The organism is Pseudomonas sp. BW7P1 (assembly GCF_024981055.1).
Lineage (GTDB): Bacteria > Pseudomonadota > Gammaproteobacteria > Pseudomonadales > Pseudomonadaceae > Aquipseudomonas > Aquipseudomonas bananamidigenes.
On sequence record NZ_CP103374.1, the window covers coordinates 5,027,007 to 5,045,320 of the forward strand.

The window sequence follows — 18,314 nt, forward strand, 5'->3', positions numbered from 1 at the left end:
GGATCTGATTTTCAAAGCCTTTCTCGGTGCGGCGGTGGTGGTGATCCTCGCCATGCTGGCCAAAACCAAAAACTATTACATCGCCGGTCTGGTGCCGCTGTTTCCAACCTTTGCCCTGATCGCCCACTACGTCGTCGGCAAGGGTCGCTCGGTCGATGACCTGAAGACCACCATCGTGTTCGGCATGTGGTCGATCATTCCGTACTTCGTGTATCTCGCGACGTTGTACGTGATGGTCGACCGGCTGCGCCTCGAAGCTTCGCTGGCCGTTGCCGCAGTGGCATGGCTGATGGCGGCGACCGTGCTGGTCAGCGTCTGGGTACGCCTGCACGCCTGACGCCCGAAAGGCTGGCCCGTCCCTTGCATTTACCCCGAAATGCCCGTCCGGCCGGCGCTCATGTTCGATGAGGCCGGTGTCTGGGAGGGTCTGCCAAGGGTGAATTGCGACCTTGAACATTTTAGATCTCGACCACAGCCTGACCGCTCAGGCCTCCATCGCGCGGCTGCTCGACAGTGGCCGTGCCCGGCGCCTGGACCTGCTTGACCTCGGCCCGAAACTGCGGCTCTGGTCCAGCGAACGCACCTTCCGCCGCTTTGCCGAACGCCTGCGCGAGCGTCCCCGACACAGCGGCCCTGCACCGGAAATCTTTTTCGTCGGCTCCGGCGACTACCACCATCTGACGCCTGCGTTCCTGACTGACCTGCCGGAGCCGGTGAGCCTGATCCACTTCGACAACCATCCCGACTGGGTGCACTTCGCGCCACGTCGCCATTGCGGCTCGTGGGTCAATCAGGCGCTGAAACTGCCGAACATCGAACGCATCGTCACACTCGGCCCGTGCAGCGACGATCTGCAAAATCCGCAGATCAAGGGCGGCAATCTCGGGGCGCTCAAGCGCGGGGTGTTGCAGCTGTTTCCGTGGCAGCACCCGCCGTCGAAAGTCTGGGGTCGGGTCGGTGACGGCGCCGGCCATCAGCAACAGGAAAACCTGCTGCACTGGCACAATCTGGCCGATCAGGACTGGTCGGCGTTTCTCGACCGGATGATCGCCAGTCTTCCGACCAAAGCCGTGTGGATCACCATCGACAAGGACGTGCTGGCCAGCGAAGACGCCGCGACCAATTGGGATCAGGGCCAGATGCGTCTGAGCCACTTGCTTCAGGCCATTCGCAGCCTGGTGGCCAGCAAGCGCGTGCTCGGCATCGACATTTGCGGTGAGTTCGCCCGTCCGGCCTTCAGCAACGCGTTCAAGCGCTGGGAAGCCAAGTCCGACCAGCCCCCGGCCGAACGCTGGAGCGAGACCGATCTGCTGCGCAACTCGGCGACCAATCAGGCGCTGATCGAGTTGTTCGAGGAGCTGTTCCCATGACCTTGACCGTGATTTTGCTGGTGGCGTTTTCCATCGTGCTGGACGTGACAGGCCAGCTCTGTTTCAAGCTCGGCCTGGACCGTTTGCCGGAACTGGAAGGCGGTTTTCGGCTGGGCGCGTTCTGGGGCCAGGTGTTCAATGCGCCGCTGCTGTGGTGCGGGATCGGCGCCTACGTGATTGAGTTTTTCGTCTGGCTCGAAGCGCTGTCCCGGGCGCCGCTGAGCCTGTTGTTTCCTGCGGCGGCGCTGGCCTATTGCGGCGTGGTGCTGGCCGGCAAACTGTTCCTCGGCGAAACCGTCAGCCGCCGGCGCTGGCTGGGCACCCTGGTGATTACGGCGGGCGTGATGCTCGTGTGTGTCGGCCATGCCTGATTCTCAACTGATACTCAAAAGGAATGGCTCGATGGACTGGCTGCACGGCCGTCTCGGCACCGTGGTGCTCTGGGCGTTGCTGATCATTCTGGAAAGTGGCGGACAGATCGCGACCAAGGTCGGTGGCGATCAACTGGGGCAAATGGACTTCACCCTGCAATGGCTGCTCGGCGTCGCCCAGGCGCCGGGCGTGCTGGTGGCGATCGCCTGTTACATTGGCGCGTTCTTCGTCTGGATGCTGATTCTGCGGCGCAGCAGCCTGTCCCTGGCGTTCCCGCTCAGTTCGCTGGTGTTCGTCGGCGTGTTGCTGGGATCGTGGCTGTGGCTGGGTGAACAGATCAGCCTGCTGCACTGGCTGGGGGTGGCCGTGATCATGGGCGGCATTGCGCTGCTGGCCGAGGGTGAGGAAAACTGAGGTGAACGGTCGCGGGAGCCTGCGGGCTCCCACGGTTTCGGCAACTCAATCCTTGCGATGCGCCACCAGAAACCCGAGGCCATGGGCCACCGGAATGTCCTTCACCCCCGCCTCCCGCTGCTGCCCGGCGATCTCCCGATGAAACGCCTTGACCCGGGTCCAGTGCATTTTCGGCCGGTAGTGATGCTCGGCGTGGTAGCCGTTGTTCATCCACAGCAGGTTGTACAGCGGGCTGTAGGCGCTGACGCCCCAGGCGATGGGCGAATCCGGGTTACCGCCAAAATGCTCGTAGTAACCGTTGAGCGAAGACAGCGCCTGGCGCAGATACCAGAACGGCAGCAACACCAGCACCGCCCGCCAGTCACAGATTGCCAGCCCGGCGTAGAACGCCAGCGTCACAGCGATTTCCACCTTGACCCAGCGCGCATCGGCGGGACGCTTGCGCCGCATCTCGTCGTAGATCGGCTTGGGGTCGTCGCGAAAGAAACTCAGAAAGGTGTAGGCCCAGGGATTCTCGGGTTGGCCGTCCTTGCCGCGCTGATAGATCGACAGCGGATCGATGGTCTTGCCATCCGCCCCCGGTCGGTCCGAGTTGCCCCGGTGATGGCGGTTGTGGATATCGCGGTAGAGGGTCTGGGAAAAACCGATGGTCACCGACAGCAGCAGGTCAAAGGCGCGATTGAGCCATGCCGGGGTGAAGTAAGCGTTATGGATCTGGTTGTGGGAAATGCTGTTGATGCTCCATGACAGGCTCACCGCATAGCCCAGCGCCAGTGGCACCAGCGCCCACCAGGACAGCGCATCAAAGGCCAGGACCAGCCACACCACGAAGGCAAAGTGGGCCAGGCCGAGGGTGACGGGAATCAGGTCCCACAACGAATGGGCCAGCAGACGGTAAGCAGGGCGAGCCATGAAGAACATCCTGAAACAATGGGTTCGTCACGGCTGTCTGCAAAGGCCAGACCAGTTCCCGCCGGGGTCACTTGAATTTATAGGCGATCGCCATCTGCACCTCGCCCTGGTTGGTGTCGCCGACGCTCTTCACGATGCTGCTGTCAGCCGCCGAGTTCGTCAGGTGAATCCAGCTCGCACTGCTCACCAGCGACCATTGCGGCCCAAGCGGAAACTCGAAACTCTGGGTCAACGCGATGTTTTGCAGGCCGCCACCGGCGTTATAGGCACGGATGCCGGACGCCAGGGCTTCCTTGTCGCTGACACCGAAGAACGTATTGTTCTGCCGGGCGTTGGCGAAATGCGCGGTCAGGTTGCTGCTGCCGATCACGCCGCCGCCCAGGGGATAGCCGATTTCGCCGCCGACCCGACCGAGCACGCCGCCCTGCCCGCCATTACCGCCGATGGCCTGGCCGACGAAGGCGAACACCCGCCAGAAGTCAGCCGGCGCGTACTGTACGAAACCACCGGCCTCGGCCATGTCCGGCACATCGCGCAAGCCGCGCAGTTCGCCGTTGGACGTGCGGCCCGGCAGGTAATTCAGGTAGGGCCCGGCACTGAAACCATTGGTCTTCAACGCACTCCAGGTCAGGCCGTCGTCGGTACTGAGGCTGACGTCTCCCCAGTCCAGGTCCAGATACGGCAACGGACGGGTTTCATAACGGCTGCCGCTCGGGTCGTGAGGCTGATAACCCAGGCCCACACCCGCTTCCCCGGTAATCCTGTCCGCGAATGCGCTGGCCGAAAAAGCGCTCAGCGCCACGAGTAAAAACAGTGTCTTCCTCTTCATGAGGCCATTCCTTTAATTGGACATGCGCGCATCAACCCCCGGATGCCACCTGCCACGCAAGCACTCATGTTGTTTGTAGCGAGCTACAAAAATTGTAGCTTCGAATGGCCAAAGCGCCTCATCGGCCCCGCCCGCAAGGGCTTCCGGCACTTGGCACAGTCCCTGCTCTATCCCCCCGGCAAGCGCACACAACGCGCTCTGACCAATAGGTAATGCAGATGATTGACTGGCATATCGTGTGTGATTTCGACGGGACCATCACCCGCACCGACGTGATCGACAGCATCCTCGAACGCTTCGCCGACCCGAGTTGGGAAACGATCGAAAACCAATGGCTGGCCGGTGAAATCGGTTCCCGTGAATGCCTCAGCCGCCAGCTCTCGCTGGTCAAGGCCACGCCCGGCCAATTGCTGGAGTTCTTCGACAGCATCGAGATCGATCCGGACTTCCCCGACTTCGTCGACCACGCCATCGGCCTGGGCGCCTCGTTCGAAGTGGTCAGCGACGGCATCGAGCAAGGCATCGCGCGGATTCTTTCGCGCAACTACGTGACCCTGCTGCCGATCCTCGCCAACCGTCTGCGACAACTCGATCACGAGAGCTGGCGCATCGACTTCCCGCATTCCAGCGATGCCTGCCGCGCAGCCTCCGGCAACTGCAAATGCAAGTCCACGCCCGGCAACAAACGGGTGCTGGTGATCGGCGACGGCCAGTCCGACATGTGCGTGTCCTCCACCGCCGACTTCGTCTTCGCCAAGGGTCGCCTCGCCGATTACTGCGAGCGCCACGCGATCCCTTACGCCCGCTTCGACAGCTTCGCCGAACTGCCGGCGCTGCTGGCCCTGCTGCCAAAGGCCAGCGCCGCCAATGCCACCCCTTTCAACCCGGAAACCCAGGAACTCTTCCACCATGTCTGATATTCGAATCGCTACCCAGGAAGACCAGATCCTTCTGGAAAAAGAAGCCAAATACTGCTCCTACGGCGACACCGTTCACTACATCGAACCGCCGCGCATCTTCAGCCGCTGCGAAGGTTCCTACGTCTGGGATACCGAAGACCAGGCCTACCTCGACCTGCAGATGTGGTACTCGGCGGTCAACTTCGGTTACGCCAACCCGCGCCTGAACAATGCGCTGAAACAGCAGATCGACACCCTGCCGCAGATCGCCAGCCAATACCTGCACAAGGGCAAGATCGAGCTGTCGGAAATGATCGCCGTGGACGCGAAGAAGAAGTTCGGCCTCGACGGTCGCGTGCACTTCAACGTCGGCGGTTCGCAGTCCATCGAGGACTCGCTGAAAGTCGTGCGTAACGCCAGCAACGGCAAGAGCCTGATGTTCGCCTTCGAAGGCGGTTACCACGGTCGTACCCTCGGCGCCTCATCGATCACCTCCAGCTACCGCTATCGCCGCCGCTACGGCCACTTTGGCGAACGCGCCAACTTCATCCCGTTCCCGTACCACTTCCGCGGCCCGAAAGGCATGACCAAGGAAGAATACGGCAGCCATTGCGTGCAGCAGTTCGCCCGCCTGTTCGAGACTGAATACAACGGTGTCTGGGACCCGAAAGTCGGCGCCAGCGAATACGCCGCGTTCTACGTCGAGCCGATCCAGGGCACCGGCGGCTATGTGATCCCGCCGATGAACTTCTACAGCGAACTCAAGCATGTGCTGGACCAGCACGGCATCCTGCTGGTGGTCGACGAAATCCAGATGGGCTTCTATCGCACCGGCAAGCTGTGGTCGATCGAGCACTTCGACGTCAAACCGGACGTGATCGTCTTCGGCAAGGCACTGACCAACGGCCTCAACCCGCTGGGCGGCATCTGGGCCAAAGAAGAGCTGATCAACCCGAAAGTTTTCCCGCCAGGCTCGACCCATTCGACCTTCGCCTCCAACCCGCTGGGCACCGCCGTGGGCCTGGAAATGTTCAAAATGACCAGCGAAGTCGACTACGGCGCGATGGTCATGGCCAAGGGCAAATATTTCCTTGAAGGCCTGCAGGATCTGCAGAAGCGCTACCCGATCATCGGCGACGTCGACGGCCTGGGCCTGGCGCTGCGCTGCGAAATCTGCGCCCCGGACGGTTTCACCCCGGACAAGGCCACCCTGGACTTCATGGTCGAGGAAGGCATGAAGGGCGACATCGAAATCGACGGGCGCAAACTGGGCCTGATCCTCGACGTGGGCGGTTACTACAAGAACGTGATCACCCTCGCGCCTTCGCTGGAAATCAGCTACCCGGAAATCGACCTGGGCCTCGCCCTGCTCGACCGTCTGCTGGCCAGGGCGATGAAGCGATGAACGCGGCCGGGATCGATCTGGGCGAAGGTGACGCCGGTTTCGTTCTCGGCACGGGGGAGGTCGGGGTGTTGTTGATCCACGGCCTCACCGGCACCCCGACGGAGTTGCGTCGGGTCGCCGTGGGACTGGCCAAGGCCGGTTGCACGGTGTACGTGCCGACCCTGGCCGGGCACTGCGGCGGCAACGCCGACCTGCAAGCCACCGGCTGGCGTGACTGGTACGAAGGCGTGCGCAAGACCTTCGTCGGCATTCGTCGCCAGCACAGCAAGGTATTCGTCGGCGGCCTGTCGATGGGGGCGGTGATGTCGATGTACGTGGCGTCCGAGCATCCGGGTCAGGTGGCCGGGTTGCTGATGTATTCCACGACGCTCAAGTACGACGGCTGGAGCATCCACAAACTGGCATTCCTGACGCCGTTGCTGATGAAAATCCCGTTCGGTGTACACATCTGCAAGTTCGAAGAGAAACCGCCCTACGGCATCAAGAACGAGCGCCTGCGGGCCATCGTCGAGCGGCAGATGAAAGAAGGCCACAGCAGTGAGGCCGGCCTGTTGACCATGGAAGGCGTGACGGTGCGCGAACTGCACCGGATGAACGCCGTGGTGCGCAAACGCATGCCTTCGATCACCGTGCCGGCACTGGTGCTGCATTCCATCGAGGACGACATCACCAGCCGCTGGAACGCCGATTACGTGGAACGCAAACTCGGCGGCGAAGTGGTGAAAATCCTGCTGGACGACTGCTATCACATGATCACCGTCGACCTGCAGTACCGACGTGTCGTGGAACTGAGCGTGCAATTCATCGACAACCACCGCACCGACCTTGCGCCCTCCGCTCATTCCCTGCCCACCGAGGAATACCGGCAGCGAGCGTGAAGCGACTGCAAAACGACCTGCCATGCCGGTTAAGGAAACGACGTGATCACGGCCCAAGCCTTTTCAACCATCGAAGCGATTGATCGCGACGCGTGGAATGCCTGCTTTCCCGAGGAACTCGAAGACTGGGCCTACTATCGCGCCATTGAACGGGCCGGCATCGAGGGCTTTCAGTGGCGCTATCTGGCGTTGTTCGAAGAGCAGCGCCTGATTGCGGGGGTCGTGGCGTTTACCACCGCGTATTCGCTGGACACCACCCTGCAAGGTACCGGCAAGCGTGTCAGCCAGTGGCTGCGCCGGCAATGGCCGGGGCTGTTCGACATTCGTCTGTACGCCCTCGGTTCGCCGGTGGCCGAGCAATGCCATGTCGGCACGCTCCCGTCACTCGATCCGGCCCGTTTGCCATCGCTGTTCGCACGCCTGCTGGAACTGGCCCGCGAGGATGCGGATCAGGCCGGGATCGGCCTGCTGGCGGTCAAGGACGCTTCCCATCGCAATCCGCCATGGCTGCAGGCCTGTCACGAAGCCGGATTGCAAAGCATGCCGGGACTGCCCGGTGCCGAGCTGCCGATCACCTTCGCCTCGGTCGACGCCTACCTCGGCACCCTGGGTAAATCCACCCGTAAGGAGCTGCGCCGGACTTTGCGCGGAACCGGCCCGCGCATCGAATGGCGACGTTCGGTGGACGACCTCCTGCCGACCATGATGCGGCTCTACGAAGCCACGCTGGCGCGCAGCGACCTGGCCTTCGAATGCCTGCCGGCGGCCTATTTCCGCCAGGTGCTGGAACACCTCGACGAACGCGCCGCCTGCGTCCTGTACTGGGTCGGCGATGAGCTGGTCGCGTTCAACCTGGTACTGCTGGACGAACAACGTCTGGTGGACAAGTTCTTCGCCCACGATCTGGCCCGCACCCGCGAGCACAAGCTGTACATGCGCAGTTGGCTGGCGAATGTCGGCTACTGTATTGAACACCGGATTCCGATCTACGCGTGCGGCCAGGCCGGTTATGCCAGTAAGCTGCGCCTGGGCTGTTCGTTCATCGGCAATACGGTGTTTTTCCGCCATCGCCATCCCGTACTCAATCACCTGCTGCGGCTGGTGAAGATTTTCATCCGCCCGGACCGCACCGATCCGGCCATGGCGACCGCGATAAGCGAACAACAATAAGCGAGCATGATGAGCAAAGACCGACACGCCACCGCCCGACCCTTCGCCCTTTCCGGCTGGAGCCTGCAACGCAAACTGGTGCTGGCGTTCTGGCTGGTCAGCGTGGTTCCGACCATGATCGCCGCCGAGCTGGCGGCCACCACCCTGTCGCAGATTTTCGACAGCAACGTGCGCATCTGGCTGCAGGAATCGACCAAGATCGTCGAGGACGAGATCCGCGAAATCGTGCGCGACAACGCCCGGGCCGCGCAATTGTTCCTGCGCTACACCCGTCCGCCCACGGACCGGCAGTCGGCCCGGCGCGACAAGCTCACCGCCGACATTGCCGACTCCATGGGCATCGACGTGGTCGCACTGATGCGCAACAGCGATCACAAAGTGGTGTTCAGCACCGCCGCCGACGACATCGTGCGGCAGATCAGCACCGCGCCCAAAGCCGTGCTGCAAACCCTGCAGGTCGGCGGCGTGGCGACCGGCGCCGTGGTGTCGACCTTCGAGAGCGAGCAGGACGGCACCGACTACAAACTGATCGTGGTGACCTACCTCGACAACAGTTTCCTCACCAGCGTCGCTGACGTGCACTCTCTGGACCTGCGTCTGTACCTGGCCAGAGACGCCGACTTCTCCGAGATCTTTTCCACCCAGCGCTTTGAAGATCACCCGGCAGTCGTTCCGGAAAGCATCGAACAGCAACTGCGCAGCACCAAGCAACCGATCGAGCAGTCGACCAACCGCTACAGCGGCATCTACCGACCGATTCTCAACGAAAACGGCGAGCTGCAAGGCGTGGTATTCAGCGGTCTGCTGCGCCACACCACGCTGGTGGGACTGGTCAATCAGAGCAACCTGTTCATCCTCATCTTCATTCTCAGTTCGGCGGCTTCACTGGCGGTGGGCTGGCTGGTGTCGGAACGCCTGACCAAGCCGCTGCGGGGGCTGGCCAAAGGCGTGCAAGCGGTGATTGCCGGGGATTACCGCCAGCGCCTGCCGGTCACCGGCGGCGATGAACTGGCGGAACTGAGCAGCATCTTCAACCACATGAGCGAACGCCTCGGCGAGTTGCAGCATCTGGAGTCGCAACTGCGGCGCCGTGACCGTCTGCACGCGCTGGGCGAAGTGGCGATGGGCCTGGCCCATGAAATCCGCAACCCGCTGGGCATCATCAAGACCGCCACGCAACTGCTGCACCGGCGCGCCGACCTGCCGGAGACCGACAAGCGTCATCTGGAATACGTGGTCAGTGAAGTCAGCCGCATCAACGACCTGATCACCGAGTTTCTCGACTTCGCCAAGCCCAGTGCGCCACTGCGTTCGACCCAACCGGCACGGCCCTTGGTGGATGATCTGGTGGGCTTCTGCGCGCCGGAGCTGGCCAGCCACAAGATCGACGTGCAGATCGACGACCGCGCGCCGGGTGCGACCTTGTACGCCGATGCAAAGCAACTCAAACAGGCGGGCCTGAACCTGATCGTCAACGCCATCGACGCCATGCCCGACGGCGGTCGCCTGACCCTGGGCATTCACACCGACGAAAACAATACGGTCATCAGTATCAGCGACACGGGCCAGGGCATCGAAGCGGACATGCTCGAACGGATCTTCACACCGTTCGTCACCACCAAGGCGTCCGGCACCGGGCTCGGTCTGGCCAAAGTCTTCTCGATCATGGAAAACCATGACGGGCGCATCGAGTGCGTCAGCGAAAAAGATGCCGGAGCCACCTTCAGCCTGTACATTCCGGCCAACGGTGAAGATTTCGACGAGGACAGCGATGACGCATAACGTACTGGTGGTGGACGACGAGCCCAAGCTCTGCGACCTGCTGGCATCGGCCCTGAGTCAGAACGACATTGCGGTGTTCACCGCCGGTAACGGCCTGCACGCGCTCAAGGTGCTGGAGTCCGAAGACATCGATCTGGTGATCAGCGACTGGCGCATGCCCGGCATGGACGGCCCGCAATTGCTGGCGGAAATCAAGACCCGTTATCCGCAGTTGCCGGTGATCGTGATGACCGCCTACAGCACGGTGAAAAACGCCGTGCAGTCGATGCGCAACGGCGCCTTCGATTACATCGCCAAACCCTTCGACATCGATGAGCTGGACATCACCGTCAGCAAGGCCCTGCAATTTCGCGACATCCTCAAAGACAACCTGCGCATGCGCGCCGAACTCGATGAGCATCAGCAGATCGACAGTCTGGTGGGCGACAGCCCGAGCTTTCGCCGGGTCCTGAGCGCAATCGACTCGGTGCGCGAAAGCAACGCCACCATCCTGTTGACCGGCGAAAGCGGCACCGGCAAGGAAATGGTCGCCCGGGCCATCCACAAGCACGGCAATCGCGCCGACAAGCCGTTTGTCGCGGTCAACTGCGCGGCGATCCCGGAAGGACTGCTGGAAAGCGAAATGTTCGGCCACCGCAAGGGCGCGTTCACCGGCGCGGTATCGGACCGGATCGGGCGCTTCCAGCAGGCGGACAAGGGCACGCTGTTTCTCGATGAAATCGGTGAGATGCCCCTGGCGTTGCAGGCGAAGATCCTGCGTGCCCTGCAGGAACGCGTCATCGAACCGGTGGGTGATCCGCGCGAGCGCAAGGTCGATGTGCGAGTCATCGCCGCGACCAACAAGAACCTGCTGGACGCGGTGGCCAACAAGGAGTTTCGCGAAGACCTGTATTACCGCCTCAACGTGTTCCCGATTCCGTTGCCGGCCTTGCGTGAGCGGGTCGAAGACATCGCCCCGCTGGCCCGGCATTTCGCCCACACCCTGGGTGCTGCTGCGGGCAAACGCTTCAGCGGTTTCAGTGCCGAGGCGTTGCAGGCGATGGCCCGTTATTCGTGGCCGGGAAACATTCGTGAACTGCAGAACTGCGTCGAGCGCGCAACCATCGTTGCTTCCGGCGCGCAGATCGAAGAGCAGGACCTGCCGGCGTATCTGTTTGCCTCACAGCCGACCGAGCCCGGTGCCCCGGTCGCCGAGGGCAGCGTGCCGGCCGACCTGGAAGCGGCGCTGGCCGAGGTGGAGAAAGCCTACATCCTCGCCGCGCTGGCGCAGAGCAACGGTGTGCAGGCTGCGGCAGCGCAACTGATCGGGATTTCCGAGCGCAGTTTCTGGTACCGGTTGAAGAAACTGGGGATTCACGTGGACAAGATCGTGCGCTGAATTGAGTTCACGGTACCGCCCCGGGACTCGCTCATGATCTGCACGCCCCCCCGCTAGAGCAGGTTGCGCTCGCCCATCGGTTCGATCTGCGCCCAGTGCGAGGTGTCTTCACGGTGCTGCTGCAGATACGGCAGCACCGCCGCCAGCAGCGGCGCCTTGAACGCCTCCTGAAAGCGATGGGCCAGGCCCGGAATCAGCTTCAACTGACTGCCCCGAATGTGCGCCGCCAGATGCACGCCGTGCATCACCGGCAGCAACGGATCGGCGGTGCCGTGCACCACCAGGGTCGGCACCCGCAACTGATTGAGCAGCGCCACCCGGCTTGGCTCGGCGAGAATCGCCATGATCTGGCGCTTCACGCCTTCGGGGTTGAACGCTCGGTCATAGGCCACCGCCGCCTGATGCAACAGCACCTGGCGATCATCGGTCACCATCGGGCTGCCCAGCGCCGCCAGCAGATCCGCCTGTTGCTCCAGCGCCACTTCGCGATTGGGGGCCCCGCGCCGCGACAGCAATTGCACCAGCGCCGCGCTCGGTGCCGGCAGGCCTTCGGCGCCGGAGCTGGTCATGATCAGGGTCAGGCTCTCGACCCGCTGCGGGGCCATGGCCGCCAGGTGCTGGGCGATCATCCCGCCCATGCTCGCGCCGAGCACGTGGAATTGCTCGACATGCAACGCGTCCATCAGGCCCAGCGCATCGTCGGCCATGTCGGTCAGGCTGTAAGGCGCCGCCACCGGCAGGCCGAGTTTGTAGCGCAAGACTTCAAACGTCAGGTTGGCCTCGATCGGTGCCTGGCGCCAGGTCGACAGCCCGACATCGCGGTTGTCATAGCGAATGACCCGGAAACCCTGCTGACAGAGCGCGACCACCACTTCGTCCGGCCAGTGGATCAACTGCCCGCCCAGGCCCATCACCAGCAGCAACGCCGGATCCGACGCACGACCGATGCTCTGGTACGCCAGGCTCACCTGTGCCAGATCGACCCGTTCGGTCGGTACATTGACGTCGCAACGCGACGCCGCAAAAGACGCCTGCCCGAAAAAAACCGCGGCCAACAAAGCCGCGATTGCAAAAATTCCCTTGAACATGAAAAACACCGAAACGCAGAACCCCAGTAGAGCGCGAGTCTGATGAAGTTTGTTCAAGCGCGCTGCCACAGTTCGATGACAGTTTGATGAAGAGTGCCGAGCGGTCATCGAGGAACGCCATAACCATGTAACACCGGCGCGTGCGGCTTTCTTTCTTCAATGATCGCCAGATGGAACGGATCTCCCGCTCCTCATCGCGAGCCTGTCGATCATGTCCGAAAGCCTGTTTACCGAACTCATCACGCCGGCGCCGCAAATGTGGCCTGCTTCAGAACCCTTGCCGCAGAACGTGGACAGCGCCCTGCTGCAGGACGCCACCACACGTTGGCGCAACGCCAGTCAGACGTTGCGCGAGTTGATGGCCGGTGTGCCTTCCATTCGCACTTCGCTGACTGATCTGCTCGAACGCGAACTGGATCTGGGAGCGCCGGATGCAGGCCTGCGTTTTTCGGCAACAGATGCGCACCCCGAACAATTGGTCGGGTTTGCATCGATCCTCGCGTTCATCCATCAGAGAAACCGGGCTGAATTGACACCGGACCGCCACGTTGAAGTGGTCGGTCCGGACGCCAGCCACCCGTTGAATGCCCTTGCACCGCAGCCATTACTGACCCGAATCAAAACACTCGATCCATCGAAAGAACTGGACCGGCGCTGGAACGCGTATTGGGCTGCACGCGCCCCCGGCACGCCGCTCTCGCGCCGGGAGCACGCCGAACGGTTGTACCTCGTCCATCTGGAAGCAACGGCGCAGGTCGCGCTGGCCCGGCGCGCCCTGACCGAGGACCAGCTACGGCCATTGTGGCGGCTCATGGACGACCCGTTTTCCGAACCGCTTATGGAGAATCAGCCGATACACAGAGAGCGCCTGGAACTGGTGTTCGACAACCAATGCCGGAGCCGTATACCCGGCGCGTGGGTTATCTGTGTCGGCGAGCGACAATCTGCGCAGCAATTACTGTACTTGCCGCATCGGCCGGTGCCCTTGCAGTCCTTCGCCAGCCGCAACGACATGGAGTCATGGCTGCGTGCCCAGCCCTTCATTGCACAGCCATTGTCAGCCCCGGTGATTCACTTTGAATACAGCCTCGGCGCTCTGCCATTGGCCCGCGCCATGAGTGAATGGCTGAGCCGGATACAGGAGGCTCGACTCAGCGCCTTGCGCCAGAGTCCGGACAGCTCGCTGGATCTGGTTGAACAGGCCATCCGGGCTCTGGTTCCGGCCGATCGTGTGGATGGCCAGCACAGCATCGCCGGTGTACTGGCGTCACCTCCACCCTCGACGATACCGCCACCTTCGTTGCCCGAGGGTGAATCACCTCTGTTTGGCGCACTGTTCGCCGACATTCCCTGGGAAGTACGCAAGACAGCGTTGCTGCAACAACAGAATGCGCTGCAAACCTGGGCGAGCCGGGCCGGCGAAGAAGGGCAACGAACGCTCGACGTTTTTCTCCGGCGCATGGAAGAGGCCGAGCGAATGGCGGATGTGGCCGCTCAAGCACTGATCTACCGTGAGCGGGTGCTGGACACCGTTACATTCAATCGCGAATTCACCCTGCTTCATCAGGCACACAAAACCGCGCTGCTTGCCGAGGCCGGTCTCCAGCGGATACTCGGGCAAGTGAGCGAGGCTCAATGGCGGGCACTCGAATCGATACTGGAAAACACCGGGGAAAACCGGACCGATCTGTGCGCAGCCGACATCTCGCTGGTGATGCACGAGCAGCCGGGCTCATCGCCCCGAGAACAAACACTCGGCGGTCCTTTGGTCCTCACTCATCCGAGGGTTCTGTCGGAGTCGAACGCGCCACACAGCCTGTTGCTGTACTGGCCCGGAACCGGGGGCGGCCTGCGACGGTTCGACAGTCGCCGCGAGATGGAGCGTGAGCTGTTCAAGATTGCGGAGCAGGACGAGGGGCTGACCCTGCGCCTGAAGCGAATCGCCGGTGATCCTTTGCAACATGCCCTGAATCAGGTGACCCATGAGTTCGAGGAACAGGCTGGCACGATACGTCAGCAACTCGCTCAATTACCCTCGGCGCAGCGGGCCGAACAACTGGAAGTCGTGCGCCTGCAATATCGTTCTGCGCTACAAGTCCCCGCGAACGCTGCACTGTATCTGGCGGTCAGTCACCTGCGTGAGCAATATACAAGCCACTCCATAGCCTCCGGCCTGCCAGGCTGGCTGAGCAACCTGTCCGATGCCGAGCGCAGCGCAATGCGGACGTTGATCGAGGCCTATATCAAAGCCATGCGGCGTAGCAATCGCCTGCTGGAAGTCGCTCTGCCCCGACGCGAAGACTTCACCCGAGAACATTTGCACGCCCGGTTGAGCAAGGATTTTTCGCTCAAAGGCACTTTCGACATACAACTGGATCTGCCTGACTCGGTTGCATTGCAAAGGCACACGGTCGCCGCGCCCGGTGCACCGGGTACACCTCAGAAACTGGAAATGGTGCCGATCAAGACGCGCAGCAGGCTGTCACTGCCGGATCTTGCCCAACTCAATATCGACAACACGCCGTCCATGCGCTTTGAACCACTGCTGCTGCGACTGGGTTTCATGCAGGTTGAGGTCAGCGCTTCGGACGAGACGGAGCGCAAGATCCTGATGACCGGTATCAACAAATCCTACCTGGTCAAGACACTGCCCGATCTGGACCTGCCCAAAGCGTACGAAGCACTGATCAGGCGAACATTCATGGGGGCTGACGATGAAGCGCCGTTCATCTGCGAACACCGCCGCGAATGCCTGCTGGAACCCTGGCGGCTGATGCTCGGGCTACAAGGAGAATGCGCCCGCCTGCAAAATCAGATTGGCCCGTACGACCTGCGCATCCTGAAGATTGCCATTGACGCCGACACGCCCCCTGCCAGGCGAGCGGAAAACATGCACATCGTCCTGCTTCCCGCGCTCCTCACCGTCGGCGGTCGAGACACGCCAAACGAAGGGCCGGTAGCCTTGTCCGGGGTGACCTTCATCCACGATCAGGTCAGCGGCACCACTCTGTTGTACTTGCCAGACAGTCCCGACAACCAGTGCCTGCGCCGCCATGACAGTCTGGAAGGCGCACGCAGAGCCCTGTTCAATCTGTGCGTTCAGGAAAAGTGGAGCCGTTATCTGGCAAGTCGGGCCCTGTCGGGCAATGTGAGAGCTCATGAACAGCGCATCGGACACGCTGTGCTGAGGCATTACGACGCTCTGATCGGGGTCGGGGTACGTTGGCCGGATTCCACTTCTCTGGCCAACCACTTGCTTGATGCCCATATGGGCCGACTGATCATGGCCCATCGAGACTCTTCACGATCCAACAGTACGCTGTATCTGGAGCGCTACGCTCTCAGCGGTCCGCGCGCACTCGGCTACATCAAAATGGCCCTGGGGCTGGTGCCGTTTGTCGGTACGGCCATCGGCTTGTACGACGCCTGGACGGGTGCGAATCAGGCAGTGAGCGCTTTTCTGCGCGGTGCGGTGGGCGATGGGCTGGCCGAAATCGAAGGGTTGCTGCTGGCGTTGATCGATGCGGCGATGGACATCCTGCCCACCGTCGGTGCAGCAGCCGGTGCAGGCAGCAGTGCTGTGGCACTGACGCGAAGCCGACAACTGCGAAAACTGAATGCCGGCCCCGCTGCACTCCAGGCAGACGTCACGAGAAGAGCCAGACATATGGCAACGCGATTCGTCGGCTACGAATACCCACAGCCTGTTTTCCTGAGCGGCCTGCAACCGGCCAGCACCGGCCTTTTTCGCAACGTCTATCGACACGCCGACGGCGATTTCGTGGTCCGTCAGGGACAGGTCTACAAGGTAGAGTTGAGCAAGGACTCACGAGGCTGGCGCCTGGCAGGCAACGCGCAGAAAACCTACAAGCAGCCGATCGCCCTGGATGAGGCGGGTAACTGGGACACTCATTTCGGGGTGTACGGAACAGCATTCGAGGGAGGCGGAGCGGGTGGTGGCAATGTCGTCGGGCATCTGGCCGATGCGCTGGATCCCGTCTGGCCCGCGAGCATCCGCCAGCGATTGCCACGCTGGTGGGGTGATCGTGTTTTTCGACGTCAACAACAATTGACCCAGGTGACCGATGACCTGGCACGGCAGATCGACATCCGGTTCGCCGAAAGCCACGTCATCATCAACCGCTACAACAACGCGCCTCGCGACCAGCGCCCGGCCTTGCTGGCCGCCGCCGATGCAGCCTGTATCGGCGATATCGAGATCGCCAGTCGTCGCTATCGACTGTTGAACGATCTGCTGCCCCTGACCCATGGCAACAAACGACGCAAGGTCATCGAATGCATGAGCCTCGATGCCTGGAAGGTGGCCGATCGTCTTCAATTGCGCGTTCATCACGTCAACCATCAGATCAGCCCGTTGCTCGAGCGCATCGACCCGCTGATCGAACGCCTGACCGGACTGCCGGCAGACAGGCTCGGCGAACACATTTCCCTGCACCGGGAAATACACGGATTGCGCCTCGAAACGCTGCAGCGAACCGATGAAATCGAAAGCCTGATGCGCGATCTCAACCACTGGTACGAGCGCATCAGCCTGCCCCGGGACAAGGCCCACATACGACCTGAAGTCGAGGCGTTGAACACACGCCTCAGCGAAGGCAACCTGCTCTACCTCAGAACCGGCAACCTGCTGGAAATCGTCCAGTGTCACGACAATCTCGGCGAAGTGTCCTGGCATTTTCTGCAAAACCAGGCACGGGAGCTGCGCGCCAGAATGGATCGGGCGCTCTATACCCAGTTCAGCCTGCCGGATACCGGCGCGACCCGGGGCCAGCGCAACCAGATCCTGCAGGACTGCCTCGACACCTATGCGCAGTTTCGACGAGCCATGAACGTATGGACGGCCAGCTATTCCCAGCACTTTTACATGGATGACGTCCCGCCCCTGCTGGCCGGGATCGAGAAAATGGCCGAACGGGCACGCAAGACGCTGGAATTGCCAACGGTTGCCGCTGCCAGGGGGCGCAGCAGCAAAAAGATCTTCACCACCGAAGACGATCAGTTGCTGATCGGTGTCGAACACTGGGAATCGAGTACCCGGACACGCCGCTATCACCTGACCGGCAAGGGCGGTGTCGAGGAGATCTGGGAACAGGGCAGCAACGGCAAGTATCGCCTGCTGAATGCGCCTGCCCGACCACCGTCGCCCATGGAACGGGATCTGGGCGCACTGGTGACAGAGGCGCGCACCCGGCTGGATCGATTGCCGGCGTACGAGGTCAAGGTAAATGCCCACGCCCGGCAGGACATGTTGCCGGTCGATCTTGAGCACATGATGGTCAGCGAAGCTGACGAGCTGATTCACCGAGCGCAAAAGATCGAGCAGATCGACACCCAGAATCCGCTCATCGCCACGCTGCGTGGCAAAGCCACCGAACTGCGGATCCGTGGGCGCCAGATGCGCACCCGTCAGTCACTGAACAGCAAGCATCCAACCGATGGCATGCTCGACGATCTGATCGGCCAGAACGCAGTGGACATCCGCAAAACCGCCCCGTTGAAAAACCTCGGTAAACGCAAGGACGGTCGTATCGATTATCTGCAGGAGTACGAAATCCGTGACCGGACCCAGGCACCGCCAAAACTGCTGTGGTACGCCCACTTCCACTACTCAAAGGCGACACCCGGTTTTCGCGATTTCGAGAAGGCTCATTTGAAACTGCCCGAACACCGGTCTCTGACCCACGCCGACGATCCTTCCCTGCCCTATGCCGACATTGGCAAGCGCTCGTCAGTGCTGGTCCATTTCGAGAATCTGTGAAAACGAACGGGGGAGCGGTGAGCCCGCTCCCCCGTTTT

14 protein-coding genes are annotated in these 18,314 nt (G+C 62.0%); 11 read left to right on the forward strand and 3 right to left on the reverse strand.

Features of this window, described 5'->3' with window-relative positions; genetic code table 11:
• Positions 1 to 7: 7 nt before the first annotated feature.
• The 4 genes from NWV16_RS22625 to NWV16_RS22640 all read left to right on the forward strand — a co-directional run bounded on the left by NWV16_RS22625 (position 8) and on the right by NWV16_RS22640 (position 2,156).
• Positions 8 to 337 (forward strand): GlpM family protein, encoded by a 330-nt coding sequence (locus NWV16_RS22625; RefSeq protein WP_260523572.1) that lies wholly within the window; start codon positions 8 to 10, stop codon positions 335 to 337.
• 112 nt (positions 338 to 449) lie between these two features.
• Positions 450 to 1,370 carry an arginase gene (locus tag NWV16_RS22630; protein WP_260520828.1) on the forward strand — a complete coding sequence of 307 codons (921 nt, stop codon included), beginning with the start codon at positions 450 to 452 and terminating at the stop codon, positions 1,368 to 1,370.
• Positions 1,367 to 1,741: an EamA family transporter gene (locus tag NWV16_RS22635; protein ID WP_260520829.1), complete on the forward strand. Its 375-nt coding sequence runs from the start codon at positions 1,367 to 1,369 to the stop codon at positions 1,739 to 1,741. The genes NWV16_RS22630 and NWV16_RS22635 overlap by 4 nt, the downstream gene beginning before the upstream one ends.
• Positions 1,742 to 1,772: 31 nt before the next feature.
• The gene (locus tag NWV16_RS22640) at positions 1,773 to 2,156 is read left to right on the forward strand and encodes an EamA family transporter (protein ID WP_409519310.1); all 384 of its coding nucleotides are present in this window, start codon (positions 1,773 to 1,775) and stop codon (positions 2,154 to 2,156) included.
• A gap of 45 nt (positions 2,157 to 2,201) precedes the next feature.
• Here the strand turns inward: NWV16_RS22640 and NWV16_RS22645 are convergent, their stop codons facing one another.
• Together NWV16_RS22645 and NWV16_RS22650 are read right to left on the reverse strand one after the other, a co-directional pair.
• Positions 2,202 to 3,068 carry a fatty acid desaturase gene (locus tag NWV16_RS22645; RefSeq protein WP_260520831.1) on the reverse strand — a complete coding sequence of 289 codons (867 nt, stop codon included), beginning with the start codon at positions 3,066 to 3,068 and terminating at the stop codon, positions 2,202 to 2,204.
• 67 nt (positions 3,069 to 3,135) lie between these two features.
• Complete coding sequence (locus tag NWV16_RS22650; RefSeq protein ID WP_260520832.1) at positions 3,136 to 3,897, reverse strand: MipA/OmpV family protein; 762 nt, start codon at positions 3,895 to 3,897, stop codon at positions 3,136 to 3,138.
• A gap of 218 nt (positions 3,898 to 4,115) precedes the next feature.
• Here NWV16_RS22650 and NWV16_RS22655 point away from each other — a divergent pair, with 218 nt between their 5' ends.
• From NWV16_RS22655 to NWV16_RS22680, 6 genes are read left to right on the forward strand one after another with little or no spacing between them, the layout of a single operon-like run.
• Entirely contained in the window at positions 4,116 to 4,814 is a 699-nt protein-coding gene (locus tag NWV16_RS22655) for an HAD-IB family phosphatase (protein WP_260520833.1), read from the forward strand.
• The gene (locus tag NWV16_RS22660) at positions 4,807 to 6,201 is read left to right on the forward strand and encodes an aspartate aminotransferase family protein (protein ID WP_260520834.1); all 1,395 of its coding nucleotides are present in this window, start codon (positions 4,807 to 4,809) and stop codon (positions 6,199 to 6,201) included. Before NWV16_RS22655 ends, NWV16_RS22660 begins: the two co-directional genes overlap by 8 nt.
• The gene (locus NWV16_RS22665) at positions 6,198 to 7,079 is read left to right on the forward strand and encodes an alpha/beta hydrolase (protein ID WP_260520835.1); all 882 of its coding nucleotides are present in this window, start codon (positions 6,198 to 6,200) and stop codon (positions 7,077 to 7,079) included. The genes NWV16_RS22660 and NWV16_RS22665 overlap by 4 nt, the downstream gene beginning before the upstream one ends.
• A gap of 42 nt (positions 7,080 to 7,121) precedes the next feature.
• Entirely contained in the window at positions 7,122 to 8,249 is a 1,128-nt protein-coding gene (locus NWV16_RS22670; protein WP_260520836.1) for a GNAT family N-acetyltransferase, read from the forward strand.
• Positions 8,250 to 8,255: 6 nt separating this feature from the next.
• A complete protein-coding gene (locus tag NWV16_RS22675) occupies positions 8,256 to 10,031 on the forward strand; it encodes an ATP-binding protein (protein WP_260520837.1) in 1,776 nt (591 codons plus the stop codon).
• Positions 10,021 to 11,409 (forward strand): sigma-54 dependent transcriptional regulator, encoded by a 1,389-nt coding sequence (locus NWV16_RS22680; RefSeq protein ID WP_260520838.1) that lies wholly within the window; start codon positions 10,021 to 10,023, stop codon positions 11,407 to 11,409. Before NWV16_RS22675 ends, NWV16_RS22680 begins: the two co-directional genes overlap by 11 nt.
• 53 nt (positions 11,410 to 11,462) lie before the next feature.
• On the opposite strand, the gene NWV16_RS22685 is transcribed toward NWV16_RS22680, so the two are convergent.
• Positions 11,463 to 12,497: an alpha/beta fold hydrolase gene (locus NWV16_RS22685; protein ID WP_260520839.1), complete on the reverse strand. Its 1,035-nt coding sequence runs from the start codon at positions 12,495 to 12,497 to the stop codon at positions 11,463 to 11,465.
• Positions 12,498 to 12,708: 211 nt separating this feature from the next.
• Between NWV16_RS22685 and NWV16_RS22690 the strand changes: the two genes are divergently transcribed.
• A complete protein-coding gene (locus tag NWV16_RS22690) occupies positions 12,709 to 18,276 on the forward strand; it encodes a dermonecrotic toxin domain-containing protein (protein ID WP_260520840.1) in 5,568 nt (1,855 codons plus the stop codon).
• The last annotated feature ends 38 nt before the right edge of the window (positions 18,277 to 18,314 follow it).

Coding starts and splice junctions, on each gene's coding strand:
- NWV16_RS22640 (WP_409519310.1), top strand. CDS start 1,773: ATGGACTGGCTGCACGGCCGTCTCGGCACCGTGGTGCTCTGGGCGTTG.
- NWV16_RS22675 (WP_260520837.1), top strand. CDS start 8,256: ATGATGAGCAAAGACCGACACGCCACCGCCCGACCCTTCGCCCTTTCC.
- NWV16_RS22635 (WP_260520829.1), top strand. CDS start 1,367: ATGACCTTGACCGTGATTTTGCTGGTGGCGTTTTCCATCGTGCTGGAC.
- NWV16_RS22685 (WP_260520839.1), bottom strand. CDS start 12,497: ATGTTCAAGGGAATTTTTGCAATCGCGGCTTTGTTGGCCGCGGTTTTT.
- NWV16_RS22680 (WP_260520838.1), top strand. CDS start 10,021: ATGACGCATAACGTACTGGTGGTGGACGACGAGCCCAAGCTCTGCGAC.
- NWV16_RS22655 (WP_260520833.1), top strand. CDS start 4,116: ATGATTGACTGGCATATCGTGTGTGATTTCGACGGGACCATCACCCGC.
- NWV16_RS22665 (WP_260520835.1), top strand. CDS start 6,198: ATGAACGCGGCCGGGATCGATCTGGGCGAAGGTGACGCCGGTTTCGTT.
- NWV16_RS22690 (WP_260520840.1), top strand. CDS start 12,709: ATGTCCGAAAGCCTGTTTACCGAACTCATCACGCCGGCGCCGCAAATG.
- NWV16_RS22645 (WP_260520831.1), bottom strand. CDS start 3,068: ATGGCTCGCCCTGCTTACCGTCTGCTGGCCCATTCGTTGTGGGACCTG.
- NWV16_RS22660 (WP_260520834.1), top strand. CDS start 4,807: ATGTCTGATATTCGAATCGCTACCCAGGAAGACCAGATCCTTCTGGAA.
- NWV16_RS22650 (WP_260520832.1), bottom strand. CDS start 3,897: ATGAAGAGGAAGACACTGTTTTTACTCGTGGCGCTGAGCGCTTTTTCG.